Annotated in this window: 19 protein-coding genes; 14 read left to right on the top strand and 5 right to left on the bottom strand. The window is 67.4% G+C overall.

The genetic code is table 11. The annotated features are described in order from the left end of the window. Positions 1–80 precede the first annotated feature (80 nt). Positions 81–782, bottom strand: coding sequence for a TetR family transcriptional regulator (locus AB0I35_RS14375; protein ID WP_357396329.1), 702 nt, complete (start codon positions 780–782; stop codon positions 81–83). Between the two features lie 63 nt (positions 783–845). Here AB0I35_RS14375 and AB0I35_RS14370 point away from each other — a divergent pair, with 63 nt between their 5' ends. After that, a complete protein-coding gene (locus AB0I35_RS14370; protein WP_357396327.1) occupies positions 846–1766 on the top strand; it encodes an alpha/beta fold hydrolase in 921 nt (306 codons plus the stop codon). Positions 1767–1903: 137 nt separating this feature from the next. After that, on the top strand, positions 1904–2098 hold the full coding sequence (locus tag AB0I35_RS14365; RefSeq protein ID WP_357396531.1) for a hypothetical protein: 195 nt from the start codon (positions 1904–1906) through the stop codon (positions 2096–2098). A gap of 5 nt (positions 2099–2103) precedes the next feature. Here AB0I35_RS14365 and AB0I35_RS14360 read toward each other — a convergent pair whose 3' ends face one another. Further along, a complete protein-coding gene (locus AB0I35_RS14360) occupies positions 2104–3750 on the bottom strand; it encodes a bifunctional 3'-5' exonuclease/DNA polymerase (protein ID WP_357396326.1) in 1647 nt (548 codons plus the stop codon). 99 nt (positions 3751–3849) lie between these two features. Between AB0I35_RS14360 and AB0I35_RS14355 the strand changes: the two genes are divergently transcribed. From AB0I35_RS14355 to AB0I35_RS14340, 4 genes are read left to right on the top strand one after another with little or no spacing between them, the layout of a single operon-like run. After that, the gene (locus tag AB0I35_RS14355; protein WP_357396325.1) at positions 3850–4266 is read left to right on the top strand and encodes a phage holin family protein; all 417 of its coding nucleotides are present in this window, start codon (positions 3850–3852) and stop codon (positions 4264–4266) included. Beyond that, positions 4263–4634 carry a DUF3618 domain-containing protein gene (locus AB0I35_RS14350; protein WP_225279803.1) on the top strand — a complete coding sequence of 124 codons (372 nt, stop codon included), beginning with the start codon at positions 4263–4265 and terminating at the stop codon, positions 4632–4634. Before AB0I35_RS14355 ends, AB0I35_RS14350 begins: the two co-directional genes overlap by 4 nt. Then, positions 4631–4888 (top strand): DUF4235 domain-containing protein, encoded by a 258-nt coding sequence (locus AB0I35_RS14345; RefSeq protein WP_067489661.1) that lies wholly within the window; start codon positions 4631–4633, stop codon positions 4886–4888. Before AB0I35_RS14350 ends, AB0I35_RS14345 begins: the two co-directional genes overlap by 4 nt. 16 nt (positions 4889–4904) lie before the next feature. Further along, positions 4905–6686, top strand: a complete 1782-nt coding sequence (locus AB0I35_RS14340) for a thiamine pyrophosphate-requiring protein (RefSeq protein ID WP_357396323.1) — start codon at positions 4905–4907, stop codon at positions 6684–6686. Positions 6687–6725: 39 nt separating this feature from the next. Here AB0I35_RS14340 and AB0I35_RS14335 read toward each other — a convergent pair whose 3' ends face one another. Next, a complete protein-coding gene (locus tag AB0I35_RS14335) occupies positions 6726–7271 on the bottom strand; it encodes a hypothetical protein (protein ID WP_357396322.1) in 546 nt (181 codons plus the stop codon). Between the two features lie 259 nt (positions 7272–7530). Between AB0I35_RS14335 and AB0I35_RS14330 the strand changes: the two genes are divergently transcribed. Next, entirely contained in the window at positions 7531–8346 is an 816-nt protein-coding gene (locus tag AB0I35_RS14330; protein WP_357396321.1) for an NAD(P)H-binding protein, read from the top strand. Between the two features lie 55 nt (positions 8347–8401). Here AB0I35_RS14330 and pepN read toward each other — a convergent pair whose 3' ends face one another. Continuing rightward, positions 8402–10876 (bottom strand): aminopeptidase N, encoded by a 2475-nt coding sequence (gene pepN, locus AB0I35_RS14325; RefSeq protein ID WP_357396320.1) that lies wholly within the window; start codon positions 10874–10876, stop codon positions 8402–8404. 354 nt (positions 10877–11230) lie between these two features. On the opposite strand from pepN, the gene AB0I35_RS14320 reads away from it, so the two are divergent. The 5 genes from AB0I35_RS14320 to AB0I35_RS14300 all read left to right on the top strand — a co-directional run bounded on the left by AB0I35_RS14320 (position 11231) and on the right by AB0I35_RS14300 (position 15841). Further along, positions 11231–12145 carry a TauD/TfdA family dioxygenase gene (locus AB0I35_RS14320; protein WP_357396318.1) on the top strand — a complete coding sequence of 305 codons (915 nt, stop codon included), beginning with the start codon at positions 11231–11233 and terminating at the stop codon, positions 12143–12145. 99 nt (positions 12146–12244) lie between these two features. Continuing rightward, positions 12245–12889, top strand: coding sequence for an ABC transporter permease (locus tag AB0I35_RS14315; protein ID WP_067489676.1), 645 nt, complete (start codon positions 12245–12247; stop codon positions 12887–12889). Then, positions 12886–14145 (top strand): ATP-binding cassette domain-containing protein, encoded by a 1260-nt coding sequence (locus AB0I35_RS14310; protein ID WP_357396317.1) that lies wholly within the window; start codon positions 12886–12888, stop codon positions 14143–14145. Before AB0I35_RS14315 ends, AB0I35_RS14310 begins: the two co-directional genes overlap by 4 nt. Further along, complete coding sequence (locus AB0I35_RS14305) at positions 14142–14879, top strand: ABC transporter permease (protein WP_357396316.1); 738 nt, start codon at positions 14142–14144, stop codon at positions 14877–14879. The genes AB0I35_RS14310 and AB0I35_RS14305 overlap by 4 nt, the downstream gene beginning before the upstream one ends. Continuing rightward, on the top strand, positions 14876–15841 hold the full coding sequence (locus tag AB0I35_RS14300) for a glycine betaine ABC transporter substrate-binding protein (protein ID WP_357396314.1): 966 nt from the start codon (positions 14876–14878) through the stop codon (positions 15839–15841). Before AB0I35_RS14305 ends, AB0I35_RS14300 begins: the two co-directional genes overlap by 4 nt. Positions 15842–15850: 9 nt before the next feature. Here the strand turns inward: AB0I35_RS14300 and AB0I35_RS14295 are convergent, their stop codons facing one another. After that, on the bottom strand, positions 15851–16051 hold the full coding sequence (locus AB0I35_RS14295; RefSeq protein ID WP_133734118.1) for a hypothetical protein: 201 nt from the start codon (positions 16049–16051) through the stop codon (positions 15851–15853). A 116-nt stretch (positions 16052–16167) separates the two neighbouring features. Here AB0I35_RS14295 and AB0I35_RS14290 point away from each other — a divergent pair, with 116 nt between their 5' ends. Together AB0I35_RS14290 and AB0I35_RS14285 are read left to right on the top strand one after the other, a co-directional pair. Then, complete coding sequence (locus AB0I35_RS14290) at positions 16168–16590, top strand: ChaB family protein (RefSeq protein ID WP_357396312.1); 423 nt, start codon at positions 16168–16170, stop codon at positions 16588–16590. Position 16591: 1 nt separating this feature from the next. Beyond that, a complete protein-coding gene (locus AB0I35_RS14285) occupies positions 16592–16942 on the top strand; it encodes a hypothetical protein (protein ID WP_357396311.1) in 351 nt (116 codons plus the stop codon). Positions 16943–16953 lie beyond the last annotated feature (11 nt).

Here is a 16953-nt window from a genome sequence, read left to right as displayed (position 1 = left end):
GCGTGGGCGCGGTCCTGCGCACTGAACTCCGCCTTCTACGCGATGGGGTATAGCGTGTCTCATAATCAATTCTCAGAATATCAGGTTTTGAGAATCCGATAGACGGTTGCTCGGGATACCGCGAACCGGTGGGCGAGTTCCTCGGCGCCGACTCCGGAGCGGCGGAGTTCCCGTGCCAGCTCGACCTGCTCCGCCGTGAGCGCCGCTGGGCGTCCTCCGTTGCGCCCCCGAGCCGGTCCACGTGCCCGTCGAACGGCGGATTCGCCGAGCAGAGCCCGCGCCCCGTCCAGGATCAGGGCGCGCAGCCGTTCGATCGGTGCGTCGCGGAACAGCACCACCGGATCGGCGAGCCCGGCCACCACCTGACACGCCCGTACGCGCTGTTCCAGTCCGGCTCCCGGCCCCGCGACCAGGTCGTTGGCCAGCGCGATCGCCGCCCGGAAACGGTCGGCGATCGGCGCCTGGACGAGCAGGCTCATGTCTTTGACGAGCATGGTGAGTGTCTGCCGGTGCCGCAGATGCACATCGACATACCCCTCGATGGTCCGCCACCGCACGTCCTCGGTACCCGTGCCGGCCTCCGACTCGGCCAGGGTCGCTTCCAGCTCGTCCAGCAGGGGGACGGTGAGCTGGTGCAGGATCGCCTCTTTGGAGTCGAAGTGGTAGTAGAGGGCGGCCTTGGTGATGCCCACCTCGTCGGCGATGGCCTGCATCGAGGTCGCCCGGTAGCCGCGCGCGGCGAACAGGGAACGCGCGGCCGCAAGAATTCGCTCGGATGTCATCGCACAACTTACCTCGGGTCAGTTCGGACGCTACGATTGCTTACCAGGAGTCAGTCTAGTGAGGTGGGAGCAAGTCCTGTGCGAACCCGAGTGTCTTTCCCATCCGGCGACAGCCGGTGCGTCGGCTACCTGGAGTTTCCCGAGGGCGGGAGATCGCTGCCCTGTGTCGTCCTGTGCCACGGATTCAGTGGGACGATGGACCGCCTGTTCGACCACGCACGGCAATTCGCCGAAGCAGGCTGGGCCACACTGGTTTTCGACTACCGAAGCTTCGGTGAGAGCGAGGGCGAGCCGCGGCAGGTCCCCGACATCGGCGGACAACTCGACGATCTGCGCGCCGCGGTCGCCTTCGCCCGCGCGCACGACCGCATCGACCCCGAGCGCATCCTGCTGTGGGGCAACTCGCTCGGCGGCGCCCACGCGATCACCGTCGCCGCCACCGACCCGCGCATCGCCGCGGTTGTCGCCCAGATCCCGTTCAACGGATTTCCCGAGAAGGTCGAGGGCCGCTCGGCCGCCGACAACCTGGCACTGCTCGCCGCCATCATCTGGGACACCGTGCGCGGCAAACTCCGTATGCGGCCCTACTACATCCGCATGGTCGGCGCACCGGGCGAACTCGCCGTCACCGCCTCCGCCGACGCCGAGCGGCACATCGCCGCCCTCACCGGCGGCGGCGAAACACTCTGGCGCAACAGCATCGCCCCACGCGCCCTGCTGTCGATGATGCGATACCGCCCGGCTGAGTCCGCCGCACGCCTCACCTGCCCGCTGCTCGTCTGCGCCGCCGCCGACGACCGGGAGACACCCCTCGACACCAGCCGCGAGCTGGCAGAACGAGCACCCGACGGCCGATTGCGCGTCTACCCTGGTACTCACTTCACCTTCTACACCGAACCGGCGCTGCGCACCCGCGTCGTCGCCGATCAGATCGAGTTCTTCCGCCACGCCTGCGATCGGTGTGACGTGCAGGGTTGGCGCTGATCACACCGGGTATCCGCGTGGTACCCCTGAGTGGGAAGGATGCGATGACGATGCGCGGACGACGTAACCGACGTGATCGAGAAGTACGCGAAGTACGAGAAATCCAGGCCCGACCACCTCATCAGACCGTCAAGTCACTGTTCTCGCTGCTGCTACTCGCCTGGCTGCTGGCCGGGCTGGTCGCGGCGTTCCAGCGGGACTACTTCACCGACACCCCGACCAACTGCGGCGACTGGGGGACCATCGCGCTCACCGTGGCGGCGGGTCCGCTGAACTATCTCGGCATGAACCCCAAGGTCGGCGAATGCCAACTGCCCGAACCGAGCCAATGACCTGACTATTTGGCATCGCCGTAGCACTGCACCACTGCCGTGGTGAAGGGGAACCGCACCGGAGTCTCCCCGAACGTGAGCCTGCCCGCCAGGTCGGCCGCCGCCGCGATCGCTTCGGCAACCACCGGCGCCTCCTCGGCCGGGCAGTGCACGATCACCTCGTCGTGCTGGAAGAACACCAGCTCGGCGCGCATCGGCGCGATCGCCTGCCGTAACGCGGCAAGCACAAGCAGGGCCCAGTCGGCCGCGCTGCCCTGCACCACGAAATTCCGGGTGAAGCGGCCCCTGGCGCGCGCCGCCGAACCGCTGCGCTCGGCAGGGGGCGCATCGATCTCGTCGGGAGTAGCCGACACCGGCGGGCAGGTCCGGCCCAACCACGTACGTACCAGCCGGCCCTCCTCCCCGGCGTAGGCCGCGTCGTCCACATAAGCCACCGCGGCCGGATACCGGCGCCGCAGACCGGCGAGATGGGTGAGCGCGTCGCCGGAGGTCTGGCCGTAGATGGCGCCGAGCAGCGCGAGCTTGGCCTGGGCCCGGTCGCCACCGAAACCACGAGCCGCCAGATCCGCATACAAATCCTCGCCGCGACCGGCCACCTCCATCAGACCGCGATCACGGGAGATGGCGGCCAGCACCCGCGGCTCCATCTGGTCGGCATCGGCCACGACCAGACACCAACCGGGATCGGCGCGGATCGCCTGCCGGATCACCTTCGGAATCTGCAGGGCGCCACCACCATTGGTCGTCCATCGGCCCGACACCGTTCCACCCGGCAGATATTCGGGCCGGAATCGGCCACCGTGCACCCATTGCTCGAGCCAGGCCCAGCCGTGTGCGGTGTGCAGGCGGTATAGCGTCTTGTACGCCAACAGCGGCGCGACGGCCGGATGGTCGACGCGCTGCAATTCCCACTTCCGCGTGGAGGACAGCGCGACGCCCGCCCGCGCGAACGCCCGGATGATGTCCTGGGGAAGATCGGGCCGCACACGGGTCCCGAAGGCGCGTGACACCTCGTCGGCGAGTTCTGCCATCCGCCGGGGTTCCGCCCCGCCGGCGAAACGTTCACCGAGCATGGTGTCGAGCAGTTCGCGGTGCACGTCGGTCCGCCAGGGAATGCCCGCGCGCGACATCTCGGTGGCCACCAGCATGCCCGCCGATTCGGCCGCGATCAGCAACCGCATCCGATCAGGATGCTCGGTCCGCTCGGTCCTTGCGAGCTGCCCCGCGTACACCTCGACCAGCGCGGTGAGCTCGTCGGTGCCGGGCGGCAACGGCACCGGACCCGAATCGAACAGCGAGGGTTGCGTCTCGGCGCTGCGCGCGGGCGCGTCGGGTGGGACGGGCAGGTTCCGTAGCCGCGCCCAAGCCGCCGCCAAGGACCGAGGCTGACCGGATTGCCCCTGCTCGTACCCGATCAGCAATGCCTCGGCCGCCTGCACGTCGTAGCAGCGTTCCACGCGCACGCCCGCCGCGAGCAGCGGCCGGTAGATCTCGGCGGTCGACCGCCACACCCACCGCCCCACGTGCGGACGCGCGCGGATCGCCTCGACCAGCGACGGCTCCGTGACAACTGGACCGGCCGGACGCCCGTCCGGGCCGAGCGGACACAGGCGAGCGCCACCGTCACCCGTCTCCGCCACCGCCCACCGCATGCGCAGAGTCTGTCAGCAGGGTCCGACAACCACTGTTTACCGGCCCGGGTGCCGGGTAAGCGGCCCACGATCGGGAGAACCCGGACAGGAGGTAACGCGATGGCGCACACGCAGACCGGCCCGCCCACGCAGCACACCCGGTCGGTCACCGAACTCGTCGACGACGCCACCGAACAGATCACCCGCCTGGTGCGCGACGAACTGCAGCTGGCACGCGTCGAAATGCAGGACCGCACAAAGGGAATCGCCCGCGGAGCGGGCATCGCCGGAGCGGGCGGACTCGTCGCGTTCTACGGCGGCATCGCGCTGACCGTCGCGGCGATCTTCGCGCTGGCGCTGGTACTGCCCGAATGGGCGGCCGCATTGATCGTCGGCGCCGCCCTGCTCGTGATCGGCGCGATCCTGGCGCTCGTCGGGAAGAAGAACGTCAGCTCGGCCGCACCGCCCGTACCGCGGGAAGCCGCGCACGGCATCAAGGACGACATCGACACCATCAAGGACGGGAGCAGACGATGACCGACGACCCGGAGGCACTGCGCCGGGACCGTGACCAGGCCCGCCGGGAACTCGGCGAGACCGTCGCCGAGCTGACCGACAAATTCGACGTCCCCGCCCGGACCAAGGACAAGGTCCACGAGACCACCGAAGCGGCCAAGCACCGCGTCACCGACGCCAAGTACCAGGCGCTCTACACCGCCGACAAGGCACGGGACAAGGCCGGACAGGTGGTCGGCAAGGTCGAGTCCTCGGTGCCCGACCCCGTGGTCGACCGAGGCAGGCAGGCGGCGGACCTGGCCGCCCGCAAACCCCAGGTTCCGGTCGCGGCGGCCGCGGTGTTCGCAGCCCTGCTGGTCTGGTTCCTCGCCCGGCGGCGGCGCGCATGAAGACGCTGTACAAACCACTCGGCATGGTCGTCGGCGTGCTCGGCGGGATCGCCGCGAGCGCGGTGTTCAATCGAGTCTGGGGCGCGGTGGCCGACGGTGGCGACCCGCCGACCTCGACCACCCGCAACGCGACCTGGCGGGAGGTGCTGCTGGCCGCCGCTCTCCAGGGCGCCATCTTCGGCCTCGTGAAAGCCGCTGTCGACCGGGCGGGCGCCACGGGCTACAAGTCGCTCACCGGAACATGGCCCGACTGACGAGAACAGGAGAACCATGTCGGAACAGGTAGGCGATTACTTGCTGCGCCGGTTGCGGGAATGGGGCGTCGAACAGGTCTTCGGATACCCCGGCGACGGCATCAACGGTCTGATCGCCGCCTTCGGACGGGCCGACAACACACCGCGTTTCGTGCAGAGCAGGCACGAGGAGATGTCGGCGTTCCAGGCTGTTGGTTATGCCAAGTTCAGCGGCCGGGTCGGCGTGTGCGCGGCGACGTCGGGCCCCGGCGCCATCCATCTGCTCAACGGCCTCTACGACGCCAAGCTCGACCACGTGCCGGTGGTGGCGATCGTCGGGCAGACCGCGCGCAGCGCCATGGGGGGCAACTATCAGCAGGAAGTGGATCTGCAGGCGCTGTTCAAGGACGTGGCGTCCGAATATCTGGTCGAGGTCAATGTGGCCGACCAGCTGCCCAACGCCTTGGATCGAGCATTTCGCACTGCCCTCGCCCGGCGCGCGCCGACAGCGGTCATCATTCCGGCCGATCTGCAGGAGGAACCCTACGAGCCACCCGCGCATGCCTTCAAGGAGGTGCCGTCCAGCCCGCCGAGCGCACCGCTGACCACCTCGGTACCGGTGCGATCCGAGCTGGAACGGGCGGCGGCCGTGCTCGATGCGGGCACCAAGGTGGCCATGCTGATCGGGCAGGGTGCGCGCGACGCGGCGGACGAGGTAGTCGAGATCGCGGAACTGACCGGTGCGGGCATCGCCAAAGCACTGCTCGGCAAAGACGTACTCAGCGACGAATTGCCGTTCGTCACCGGCTCGATCGGCTTGCTCGGCACCCGCCCCAGCTACGAGATGATGCGCGACTGCGACACCCTGCTCATCGTCGGCTCCAACTTCCCCTACAGCCAGTTCCTGCCCGAATACGATCAGGCCCGCGCGGTGCAGATCGACCTCGACGGCGCCCTGATCGGCATGCGGTACCCGACCGAGGTGAACTTGGTGGGCGACGCGAAAGCCACACTGCGCCAGCTCATTCCCTTGCTGCATCGCAAGGCCGACCGCTCCTGGCGTGAGACGATAGAAGCGAATGTGGCGCGGTGGTGGCAGACCGTGGAGAACCAGTCCATGCTCGATGCCGAACCGGCCAATCCCATGCGCATCGTGTGGGAACTCTCGCAGCGCATCCCCGACGACGCGATCGTCACCGCCGACTCGGGTTCCTCCACCACCTGGTACGCCCGTTGCCTTCGCATGCGCGGCACCATGCGGGGCTCGCTGTCGGGCACGCTGGCGAGCATGGGCGCGGGCGTGCCGTACGCGATCGGTGCCAAATTCGCGCACCCGGACCGGCCGGTGATCGCCATCGTCGGTGACGGTGCCATGCAGATGAACGGGCTGAACGAACTGCTCACCATCCAGCGCTACCAGGACCTGTGGCCTGATCAGCGGCTGATCGTGTGCGTGTTCCACAACAACGACCTCAATATGGTCACCTGGGAACTGCGCGCCATGGGTGGTGCGCCGAAATTCGAGGAATCGCAAACACTTCCGGATGTCTCCTACGCCGATATCGCTCGCTGCGCGGGCATGGTCGGCATCAGCGTGGACAGGTCCGAGGACATCGGCCCGGCCTGGGACCGTGCGCTGGCGGCGGATCGCCCGGTGCTGCTCGACATCCGCTGCGATCCCGAGGTGCCGCCCCTGCCGCCGCACGCGACCGCCGACCAGGTCAAGGACCTGGGGCGGGCTGTGCTGCAAGGTGACCCAGGCGCGTGGCGGCTGCTCGTGCAGGGAGTGAAGTCGAAGGCGCAGGAACTGCGCCGCTGAGCGTGGTGGCCGGCCCGACGGCCGGCCACCACCGCCTCGCTACGGCGTCGAGTAGCCGATCAGCGCGCCGATGCCCGCACCGATCGGGATGGTCACCAGCGCACCGACACCGCCGAGGAAGAAGCCCAGAACAGCACCGATTCCGGCGCCGATGAGTGCGCCGATCCCCGCATTGTGCTGCTTACGGGCCTGGGTCTCGGCGGCCTCGTCGACGAACTCGGCCGTATGGGCCGTGACGGCGGCCGGTGCGCCCACCGGAGTCAGGGTGAGCGAGCGGCCGTCGGCCGCGATCGCCGCTGCCAGGTCGAAGGTGCCCGCGGTCGAGGCGATTCGGGTCGGAATGGACGCGACCGCACGGCCCTCGCGATCGGTGAGGGTCACGGTGCCGCCCGTGAGGGTGAAGGTGCCGTCGACCACCGAGGTGGTGAGCCCTGCCCCGTCAGCCGAGGGGCCCGCGGTGAACGCCACCCCGTTTTCGGTGCCCTGAACGACCGGGGCCGCCGTCGGTGCGGCGTGAGCGTTGGTGGTGGCGGTGAGGCCGACGGCCCCGACCGCGAGGACAGCGACCGCGCAGAATTTCTTCATCTTGCCCCTCCAGTCTGCCCGCCGGATTCCGGCGGAACATCCTCTGCCGGACCGGATCTCGGCCCGAGATCATCTTCACACTGTCCCCACCGGATGTGAACCCACCAGCGGTCATACCGGAAAAACATCACCGAATGGACGCATTCACCGAATGAGATTGCCACACCGTAGGTTTCGCTATGCCGTCGAAATTCCTATATGCCGGATCCGGATTTTCTGGGCAGGATGAGGATTCAGGGAATCGAGCGGAAGGAACGTCATGACGATCCTGGTGACAGGAGCAACGGGCAGTGTCGGACGCAAGGTCGTGGACCAACTGATCGCGCGGGGGGTCTCCGATATCCGGGCGTTGACGGTGAATCCGGACCGGGCGGCGCTGCCCGCCGGGGTGGTGCCGGTGCGCGGCAATCTGCGTAAGCCGGACAGCTTGGACGGGGTGTTCGACGGCGTGGACCGGATCTATCTCGCGCCGGCACCCGACGTTGTCGGCGAGGTGCTCGCGCGCGCGGCAGCGGCAGGCGTCCGCCACGTCGTCGACCTGTCGGGGGAACCCGACAGCTGGTGGGGGACCGTGAGCAACGCCGTCGAGGCCAGTGGGCTGGCGTGGACGCACCTGTGGCCCGCCGACTTCATGGAGAACAGCGTCAGCTGGTCGCAGCAGATCCGCGCTACGGGTACGGTTCGCGAACCGCGGCCCGAGACGGCCACCGCACCCGTCGCGATGGACGATATCGCTGCGGTAGCCGCTACCGCTCTGCTCGACGACGACCACCTCGGGCGTGCCTACCCGCTGGCAGGACCCGAAGTCCTCACCCGCGCCGAGCAGCTCGCCCAGATCGCCGCCGCCATCGGCCGCGAACTCACTTTCCGCCGATCCGATCGGGCCGAAACCATTGCCGCCCTGGCGCCGAGCATGGGCGACAACACCGAGTGGTATGTCGACAACGTCCTGCTCGGCTACAGCCCACCGACCGATACGCTCCCGATCACCAGCGTCCAGGACATCACCGGCCGCCCGGCGACCACCTTCCGCGACTGGGCCGAAGCCAACGCCGACCAGTTCCTCGACGACTAGTCCGGGTGCCGACCGCACTCTCGGAGGTCCGCTGCAACCTTCTTGGCGGTCGAGTTCATCCGAGCGCGCGGACCCTCGATGCGCGGGCGAGATGATCGCGTTGCTCGACGACCAGGCGGCGCAGGGCAGCGGGTGCGTCGGAATTCGTCGCGAGCCAGGTGTCGACAGCTGCCAGGGAATCGGTGGCGGGAAAGAGGCCGACGACGATACGGCGGGCGATCTCGATGCTGCGCTGCTCCCAGGTCGGACGCAGTCGGGTGAAGTACTCCTCGTCGTAGGAGCCGATCAGGTCGCGGCGGTCGCCTGCGCGGAAGCCGTCGATCACGGCGTCGAGGTGGTCGTTGGTGAGCGCGGTGTCGTCGAAGACGCGCGTCCACGCGTCGGCTTTCACCTCCCGTTCCGGGCGGGCGGCCAGGGCATGCAGGTGGGCGGTGCGGCCCGAGGCGGTGTCGTCGCGGGCGAGTTCGGTGTCCAGATCATCGGCTGTCGCGGCGCCGGTCGCGGCCAGTGCCGCCCAGAGGGACCACCGCAGGTCGGGATCCAGGGCCAGACCCTTCGGAGCGGGAGTTCCACCGAGCAACATGGCGCGGATATCAGCGGCCCGCCCCGCGTCGACGGTGGCGGCGGCCGCGGTCGCGCGGGCGAACGCCAGCTGCTCGCCGGAACCGGGCGCAGCGCAATGCAGTGCCGCCCAGCATGATTCGAGCCATTCCTGCCGCCACCTGTCGCGCTCGGCGGTCGGCAGGTAGTGGCCGATGGCGAAGGAGGCGTTCGAGAGCGCTGCCGTGAGCAGGGCCGTATTGGACTCGGCGGGAGTGAAATCGCGGACCATCGTCAGATAGCGGCCTACGGCGAGTTCGCCGTCGCGCGTGGCATTCCACAGCGCCGACCAGATCAGCCCGCGTGCCAGCGGGTCGACCACGCGGTCGAGTGACCGCTCCACGGTCGCCAGGGAATCGGCGTCGAGACGAACCTTCGCATAGGTGAGATCGCTGTCGTTGAGCAGCCGCAGGGGAGCGGGGGAGAGGGCGATCGGGTTGCGCTCCTCGACGATGTCGACCTCCACGCGGTCACGGCGGACGAGGTCGCCGTCGGCGTCGAAGTCGTAGAGTCCGACCGCCAGCCGGTGCGGGCGCGGATCGGTCTGCACGATGTGGTCGTCGTCGAGGGTCACGGTGGAGACGCCGGTGGTCTGCAGCCAGGCCCGCGCCCACTCGTCGAGGTCGCGACCGGACTCGGCGGACAACTCCGTCAGCAGGTCATCGAGTGTCGTGTTGCCGAACGCGTGGGCCCGGAAGTAGCGGCGGGCGCCCGCGAAGAACGCCTCCCGGCCGACATAGGCGACGAGCTGCTTGAGCACGCTCGCGCCCTTGGCGTAGGTGATGCCGTCGAAATTGAGCTTGGCCGCCTCGAGATCGGTGATGTCAGCGACGATCGGATGCGTCGTCGGTAACTGATCCTGCAGGTACGCCCACGCCTTACGGCGGTTGGCGAACGCCACCCAGGCGTCGGTCCACTCGGTGGCCTCCGCGCTGGCCAGCGCGCCCATGTAGTCGGCGAAGGACTCCTTGAGCCACAGGTCGTCCCACCACACCATGGTGACGAGATCGCCGAACCACATGTGCGCCATCTCGTGCAGGATCGTGTTCGCACGGCCCTCGTACTGCGCGGCCGTCGCCGCACCACGAAACACGTAGGCCTCGGTGAAGGTGACCAGGCCCGGGTTCTCCATGGCGCCGAGGTTGTACTCGGGCACGAACACCTGGTCGTACTTGCCCCAGGGGAACGGGTAGGCGAAATGGTCGGCGAAGAAGTCGAGCCCCTGGCGGGTCACCTCGAGAATCGTGTCCGCGTCCAGGTGGTCGGCCAGCGAGGCGCGGCACAGGACGCCGAGCGGAATCGTCAGTTCCCCTCGGCTCCACGAGGATTCGACGCGGCGATACGGGCCGGCCGCGACCACGGTGATGTAGGTGGAAATCGGCAGTGTCGGTGAGAACTGCACCGTCTGATCCGAGCCGTCGACAGTCACGGTATCGGCGGGCCGATTCGACACCACCTCCCAACCGTCGGGCGCCGTGACGGCAAAGGTGAACGGCGCCTTCATATCGGGCTGCTCGAAGCACGCGAATACCCGGCGCGCGTCCGCCGGCTCGTACTGGCTGTAGAGGTAGGTGCTGCCGTCGGCCGGATCGAGGAACCGGTGCAGTCCCTCACCCGAGCGGCTGTACTCACCGATCGCCCGCACAACGACGACGTTCGATGCCGACAGGCCGGTCACGGTGATCCGTGCGCCGTCGTAGTCGACCGCCACTTCCCGTCCGTTCACGGTCACCGATTCGACTGCGAGACCGAGGAAGTCGAGCCACGTCTCGGTCACCGTGGCGTCGAAGGTGACCGTCGTCGTGGTGGTGAACCCCGGGCGAGTGTGGTCGGGTGCGCCGGACAGGTCGAGTTCGACACGGTAGTCGCGCACGATGACCGTGGCGGATCGCGCGGCGGTCTCGGAGCGGGTCAGGTTGGCGGTAGTCACGTCCCGATCCTGCCAGTCATGAGGTGGGGGAGGGGAGTGGATATCGGGAGGGCAATCGAATCCACTGGGGGGCAGGGTAATTCGATCGATGAAGACCCGACGGTCGATGGACTTGCCGGGGCAGTGCATGCCTCGGACAGACTTGAGTTCGTAAACAACATGCAGATAGCGCGATATGCGCATCTATCTATGTATAACCTTCCACGCCATAACAAAATGACCGGCTACGCCGGCCTTCTTCAGACGAAGGGGGCGGAAGCGCTTTCGGCTCAGCGTGAACAGAATGCTGTTCGCTGTATCCGCCGACTGGTTTCGTAGGTCCTGTTCGCGCAGGTTCGATCGAAAGGCCCTCGAATGTCCGTTCCAGCCGACGCAGTGCGTGTGGTGAAGCTCGGTGCCCACATCGGTGCCCGCGTCGACGGCATCCGCCTCGGTGGTGACCTCGACGCGCGTTCGGTCGATACCGTTCGCGCCGCACTCGCCGAACACAAGGTGATCTTCTTCCGCGGCCAGGAGCATCTGAGCGAGGACGGGCAGTACGAATTCGCCGAGCTCCTCGGTGCACCGACCACCCCGCACCCCACGCTGACTTCGGCGGGGGCCAAGAGTCTGGCGATCGACTCGCATCAGACCAGGTCGAATGTGTGGCACACCGATGTCACGTTCGTCGACCGGGTGCCGAAGGCCTCGATCCTGCGGGCGGTGACGCTACCCGAGTACGGCGGCACGACCACCTGGGCGTCCACCGTCGCGGCGTACAACTCGCTGCCTGCCTCGCTGAAATTGCTCGCGGAGAATCTGCGCGCCAGGCACACCAATCGTTACGACTACGCGGCCGACGTCGTGGACCGATCCGATGATTTCGAACGCGCGTATCGGCGCGAATTCGAGTCGACGTATTTCGAGACCGAGCATCCGGTGGTGGAGGTCCACCCGGAAACCGGTGAGCGTGCCCTGCTGCTCGGTTGCTTCGTGAAGGAGATCGTCGGCGTCTCCAGTAGCGAATCGCGGGCGTTGTTCCGGCTTTTCCAGGATCGGGTGACGCGCCTCGAGCACACGACCCGCTGGAACTGGTCGCTCGGCGATGTCGCGATCTGGGACAACCGGGCCACCCAGCACTACGCCGTCGACGATTACGACGGCGCGCATCGCAGGCTCACCCGGATCACCCTCGGCGGACCGGTCCCGGTCGGTGTCGACGGGCGGCCGAGCACGGTGATCGCGGGCGACGCGCGCGACTATGTCACTGCGCCCCACCGTGCGGCCTGACGCGAATCCGCCGTCGAGCGGGCGGTATCGGTTAGTCTGCGACCGCAGGTTTATCCGGCGATCGCGCGCGAATCGGTCCAGCCCGACGATGGGAATGCCGTGAATTTGTGGAGCTATATCCAGGGTCGGGGCGAGGTGCTGACCTTTCTCACCTATCAGCACGCGTCGCTGGCTTTCCAGACCGTGCTGGTGGGAACCGTTGTCGCGGTGCTGATCGCGGTGGCGGTGTACCGGCTGCCGCTGGCGTCGGCATTGACGCTCACGTCGAGCCGGGTGGCGTTGACGATTCCGTCGCTGGCGCTGTTGGCCCTGCTGCTCGTGCCGTTCGGGCTCGGGGTCGTTCCGTCGTTTCTGATGTTGGCCTTCTTCGCGGCGCTGCCGGTGATCGGTAATGCGATCGTCGGCCTGCGCTCGGTACCTGCCTCGGTGGTGGAGTCGGCGCGGGGGATCGGGTTGTCGCGGTGGCGGATTCTGCTCACCGTCGAGCTGCCGATCGCCTGGCCGGTGATCCTCACCGGCATCAGGGTGTCGACCCAGATGATCGTGGGCGTCGCCGCCATCGTCGCCTATGTGCTCGGTCCGGGACTCGGATCGCTCATCTTCAACGGGCTGTCACGGCTCGGCGGTGCGAACGCGCTCGAAATGGCGCTCACCGGAACCATTCTCATCGTCGTCGTCGCGTTGGTGTTCGACGCGCTGCTCGTCCTGCTCGGACGACTCACCATTGCCAAGGGGCTCTCATGAACACGGTGACCACCCCGTCCGAACGCGACGTGACCGGCGCGTCCATCGTCCTCGACTCGGTCGTGAAGCGGTACAAGGGGCAGGACAAGCCGGCCGTCGAGCGGCTGGACCTCGAGATCGAGGCGGGTGAGATCGTCGCGTTCGTCGGGCCGTCGGGGTGCGGGAAGACGACGACCCTGAAGATGATCAACCGGTTGATCGAGCCGACGGAGGGTCGGATCTTCATCGGTGGACGCGATGTGACCAGGGAGGATCCCGACAAGCTGCGTCAGTCCATCGGTTACGTCATCCAGTCCGGTGGGTTGTTCCCGCACTGGTCGGTGGCCAAGAACATCGGGGCGATTCCCCGGGTGCTGGGCTGGGACAAGAAGCGCATCGCCGAGCGCACCGAGTATCTGCTGGATCTGGTGGGTCTGGACTCGGCGACCTTTGCCGACCGGCTGCCCAAGGATATGTCCGGCGGCCAGCAGCAGCGCGTGGGTGTGGCGCGGGCGCTAGCCGCGGATCCGCCGGTGTTGCTGATGGACGAACCCTTCGGCGCCGTCGATCCGATCACGCGAGTTCGCCTGCAGGACAGCCTGATCGCGATTCAGCACGAGCTGGGTAAGACCATCGTCGTCGTCACCCACGATTTCGAGGAGGCGACCAAGCTCGGCGACCGGGTGCTGATCCTGTCCGAGGGTGGGCATGTGGAGCAGTACGCGCGGCCCGAGGAGATCCTTACCGATCCGGCGACACCGTTCGTGGAGGAATTCGTGGGATCGGGGGCCAAACTGGCGTATCTGACGGTGTCCCGGGTGGGTGATGTCGAGGTCGATCCGGTGACGACCGCGCGGATCGGCGAGCCCGCCAAAGAGGTGATCGGCCGGGCGACCCGTGCCGGCCACACCTGGGTGGTCGTGGTCGATTCGGCGGGGCGACCCCGTTCGTGGCCGTCACTGCGTGAGGTGTCGAGCAAGCCGGAGGTGTCGGACTATCTGGATCGGCGGCTGCCGGTGGTCGCGCAGTCGTCCACGCTCAACGACGCCCTCGATGCGATGCTCGCGGCGAGCCAGGGCGCCACGCTGGTCACCGACGGGCGGGGCAGGGTGGTCGGTTCGCTCAGTATCGGTGCGGTGACCGACGTGATCCAGACCAAGCTGGCCGAGGCGCACAATGCCGAGGGCGAGACGTCCTACGAGACCTATGTCGATGGTTCGGATCCGACGCCGACGCCGGTGGTCGCCGCCGAGCCGGGGCCGGGTGATCCGGCGTGAAGCGGCTGCGCGCGTTGCCGATCGACGTGTGGTTCGAACCGTTGATCATCGCGGTGATCGGTATCGGGTACCTGCTGTGGTATCGGGCGTCGACGTTCACCGCGACCGAGCAGGCGTCGCTGGGCTGGGCGAATCTGCAGACGACGATCGTCGAGCACGTGCGGCTCACCGTGGTGGCGACGCTGATCGTGGTCGTGGTCGCGATTCCGCTCGGCATCGCGCTGACCCGGCCTGCGTTGCGCAGGCTCGAGCCGCTGGCGGTGAACATCGCCAATATCGGGCAGGCCGCCCCGGCGGTGGGTCTGCTCGTGCTCTTCACGTTTTGGTTGGGGACCGGGTTCCGCACGGCGGTGGTCGGTTTGGTGGTCTACGCGATCCTGCCGATTCTGCAGAACACGATCGTCGGGCTGCGGCAGGTTGATCAGCGCACGATCGAGGCGTCGCGGGGGATCGGGTTCTCCGGGCTGCGGACGTTGGTGCAGGTGGAGTTGCCACTCGCGGTGCCGGTGATCCTCAACGGCGTGCGCACGGCGCTGGTGATCCTGGTCGGTACCGCGACCTTGAGCACGTTCATCGGTGCGACCAGTCTCGGGACGCTCATCACGACCGGTGTCACCTTGTTCCTGCCGAAGTTGCTCATCTCCGGTGCGGTGCTCGTCGGGTTGCTCGCCTTGATCATCGACTGGCTCGGCCGGCTCGTGGAGCTGGCCGCGACCCCGCGAGGTATCTCATGAGACGGCTGGTGTGCGCGCTGGTGGCGAGTGTTTCGCTGGTCGCCGGGTGTGGGCTGGTGAGTTCGTCGGGGACGTTCCACGACGCGAGTCTGCCCGGCGGCGATCGGCCGCTCGAGGGCGCTAAGCTGACGGTGACATCGAAGAGTTTCACCGAGGGCGTGCTGCTCGGCAAGATCACCGCCACGTATCTGGCCGCGGCGGGCGCGTCGATCACGGATCTGACGGGTGCGCCGGGGTCGGCGTCGTCGCGGCAGGCGCAGCTCAACGGTGACGCGGACGTGCTGTGGGAGTACACGGGTACGGGGTGGGTGAACTACCACAACGAGACCGAGACGATCGTCGACCCACAGGAATTGTGGCAGCGGGTGCACGATGTGGAGAAGCTTGACCACGATCTGGAGTGGTTGGCGCCCGCGAATTTCAACGACACGTATGCTTTCGCGGCCTCGACGCCGACGGCCGAACGGCTGAGGGTGCGGTCGTTGTCGGAGGTCGCGCAGCTGCCGGTGGCGGAGCGGACATTCTGTGTCGACGACGAATTCTTCAGTCGTTCGGACGGTTTCATCCCGATGCTGGCGAAGTACGGCATTCCCTACAACGATCCCGACGGGGTGCCCGCGGGCAATGTCACCAGGATGGACGCGGGGGTCGTCTACACCGCGACCGCCAAGGGTGAGCCGTGCCGGTTCGGCATGGTCTACACCACTGACGGCCGGGTGAAGAACCTGAATCTGGTTGTGCTGGAAGACGACAAGAAGTTCTTTCTGCCCTACAGCGGGACCGCTGTGGTGCGTGGTGCGGTGATCGAGGCGCATCCGCAGCTGCGTTCGCTGCTCGGCGCCATCTCCGAGCGACTCACCGACGATCTCATGCGTGAGCTCAACGGTCGCGTGGACATCGACGGGGAGGACCCGGCCGATGTCGCCTACGAGTGGTTGAAGAGTGCGAATCTGATCGAGTAGGCGCGCGGGTCAGAGGTGGTTGAGGCCGACCATCTTGGTCGCGGTGGCCATGGCGGCGGCCAGGCCGAGTGCGCCGAGGGCGGCGACGGCTAGGGATCCGGTAAGGGTCGTGAGACCGAACAAGAAGAACACGCAGGTGGCCAACATGATGGCGGTGCTGGTCAGATCCGTACTCGTCGTATTCGGTGTCCGATTACGTGAGTGGGTCATATCTTCATAGTTGCCAGGAATCGCGGTTACTAAACCGTTATTTTCGGTTCGATGTGCGGGTTTCGGCTGCTCCGGCCTGGGTAGCGCCACTGTGACGCGAGAGAAAGGCTGTCGAGATGCCGAAGACCACGAGCTCGGGCCGGGCGCGGACATCGGAGCTGCCGAGTACGTTGCAGCGTTCCAGCGCCAAGGCGCAGCGGACGTTCGCCAAGGCGCACGACGCGGCGCTGGACGAGTACGGCACCGAGGAACGCGCCAACCGGGTCGCCTACAGCGCTCTGAAGCACAGTTTCGAGAAGGTGGGGGACCACTGGGAGCCGAAAGGCACCCGGGGGCCGTCGGATTCGCGGGCTGCTTCCGGCGGTCCGACGCCGCGCGGCGAGAGCGCCGAAGGGGTGAACGCGAATGCGACCAAGAGTCACCTCATCGATGTCGCGGGGCGGTTGTCGATCACCGGCAGGTGGCGGATGACCAAGGAGGAACTGGTCGAGGCGATCGCGAAGGCCAACCGGCGTGCGACCGCACGGGCTCGGTCATGAGATGACCGCCCGCGGCGGTGGTGACGACCAGGCATACGGCCGCGCCGTGCTCTACGGCGTGTGCGTGATCGGTGTCGCGGCGATCGTCTTCGCCGCGGTGAACTTCTGGGCCGCGACACGTACGAACTGTGCGGGCGCGCAGACTCGTCTGTGCGATACCCCGGCGCAGGCCGCCGTGATGATCGGTCCGTCGCTGGTGCTGCTGGCCGGCGGGATCGGTGCTTTCGTGCACACCTATCAGCGTTATCGCGACGGTCGGTCGTGGCGGGTGTGGCAGGGGGCAGGTTGGTTCTTGTTCATCCTGATGACCGCTTATCTGATGATTTCCGCTGGTACCACGGTGACCGGGTGAACCAGCCCGGA

The sequence above is a fragment of the Nocardia sp. NPDC050378 genome, assembly GCF_040655675.1.
GTDB lineage: Bacteria > Actinomycetota > Actinomycetes > Mycobacteriales > Mycobacteriaceae > Nocardia > Nocardia coubleae.
This window is presented reverse-complemented; position numbering and strand designations above follow the sequence as displayed.

What these genes read in the sequence shown, in the direction of transcription:
- AB0I35_RS14345 (WP_067489661.1), top strand. Translation starts at nt 4,631, where the DNA reads ATGAAGACGCTGTACAAACCACTCGGCATGGTCGTCGGCGTGCTCGGC.
- AB0I35_RS14330 (WP_357396321.1), top strand. Translation starts at nt 7,531, where the DNA reads ATGACGATCCTGGTGACAGGAGCAACGGGCAGTGTCGGACGCAAGGTC.
- AB0I35_RS14310 (WP_357396317.1), top strand. Translation starts at nt 12,886, where the DNA reads ATGAACACGGTGACCACCCCGTCCGAACGCGACGTGACCGGCGCGTCC.
- AB0I35_RS14355 (WP_357396325.1), top strand. Translation starts at nt 3,850, where the DNA reads ATGGCGCACACGCAGACCGGCCCGCCCACGCAGCACACCCGGTCGGTC.
- AB0I35_RS14290 (WP_357396312.1), top strand. Translation starts at nt 16,168, where the DNA reads ATGCCGAAGACCACGAGCTCGGGCCGGGCGCGGACATCGGAGCTGCCG.
- AB0I35_RS14300 (WP_357396314.1), top strand. Translation starts at nt 14,876, where the DNA reads ATGAGACGGCTGGTGTGCGCGCTGGTGGCGAGTGTTTCGCTGGTCGCC.
- AB0I35_RS14335 (WP_357396322.1), bottom strand. Translation starts at nt 7,271, where the DNA reads ATGAAGAAATTCTGCGCGGTCGCTGTCCTCGCGGTCGGGGCCGTCGGC.
- AB0I35_RS14295 (WP_133734118.1), bottom strand. Translation starts at nt 16,051, where the DNA reads ATGACCCACTCACGTAATCGGACACCGAATACGACGAGTACGGATCTG.
- AB0I35_RS14320 (WP_357396318.1), top strand. Translation starts at nt 11,231, where the DNA reads ATGTCCGTTCCAGCCGACGCAGTGCGTGTGGTGAAGCTCGGTGCCCAC.
- AB0I35_RS14340 (WP_357396323.1), top strand. Translation starts at nt 4,905, where the DNA reads ATGTCGGAACAGGTAGGCGATTACTTGCTGCGCCGGTTGCGGGAATGG.
- AB0I35_RS14350 (WP_225279803.1), top strand. Translation starts at nt 4,263, where the DNA reads ATGACCGACGACCCGGAGGCACTGCGCCGGGACCGTGACCAGGCCCGC.
- AB0I35_RS14360 (WP_357396326.1), bottom strand. Translation starts at nt 3,750, where the DNA reads ATGCGGTGGGCGGTGGCGGAGACGGGTGACGGTGGCGCTCGCCTGTGT.
- AB0I35_RS14375 (WP_357396329.1), bottom strand. Translation starts at nt 782, where the DNA reads ATGACATCCGAGCGAATTCTTGCGGCCGCGCGTTCCCTGTTCGCCGCG.
- AB0I35_RS14285 (WP_357396311.1), top strand. Translation starts at nt 16,592, where the DNA reads ATGACCGCCCGCGGCGGTGGTGACGACCAGGCATACGGCCGCGCCGTG.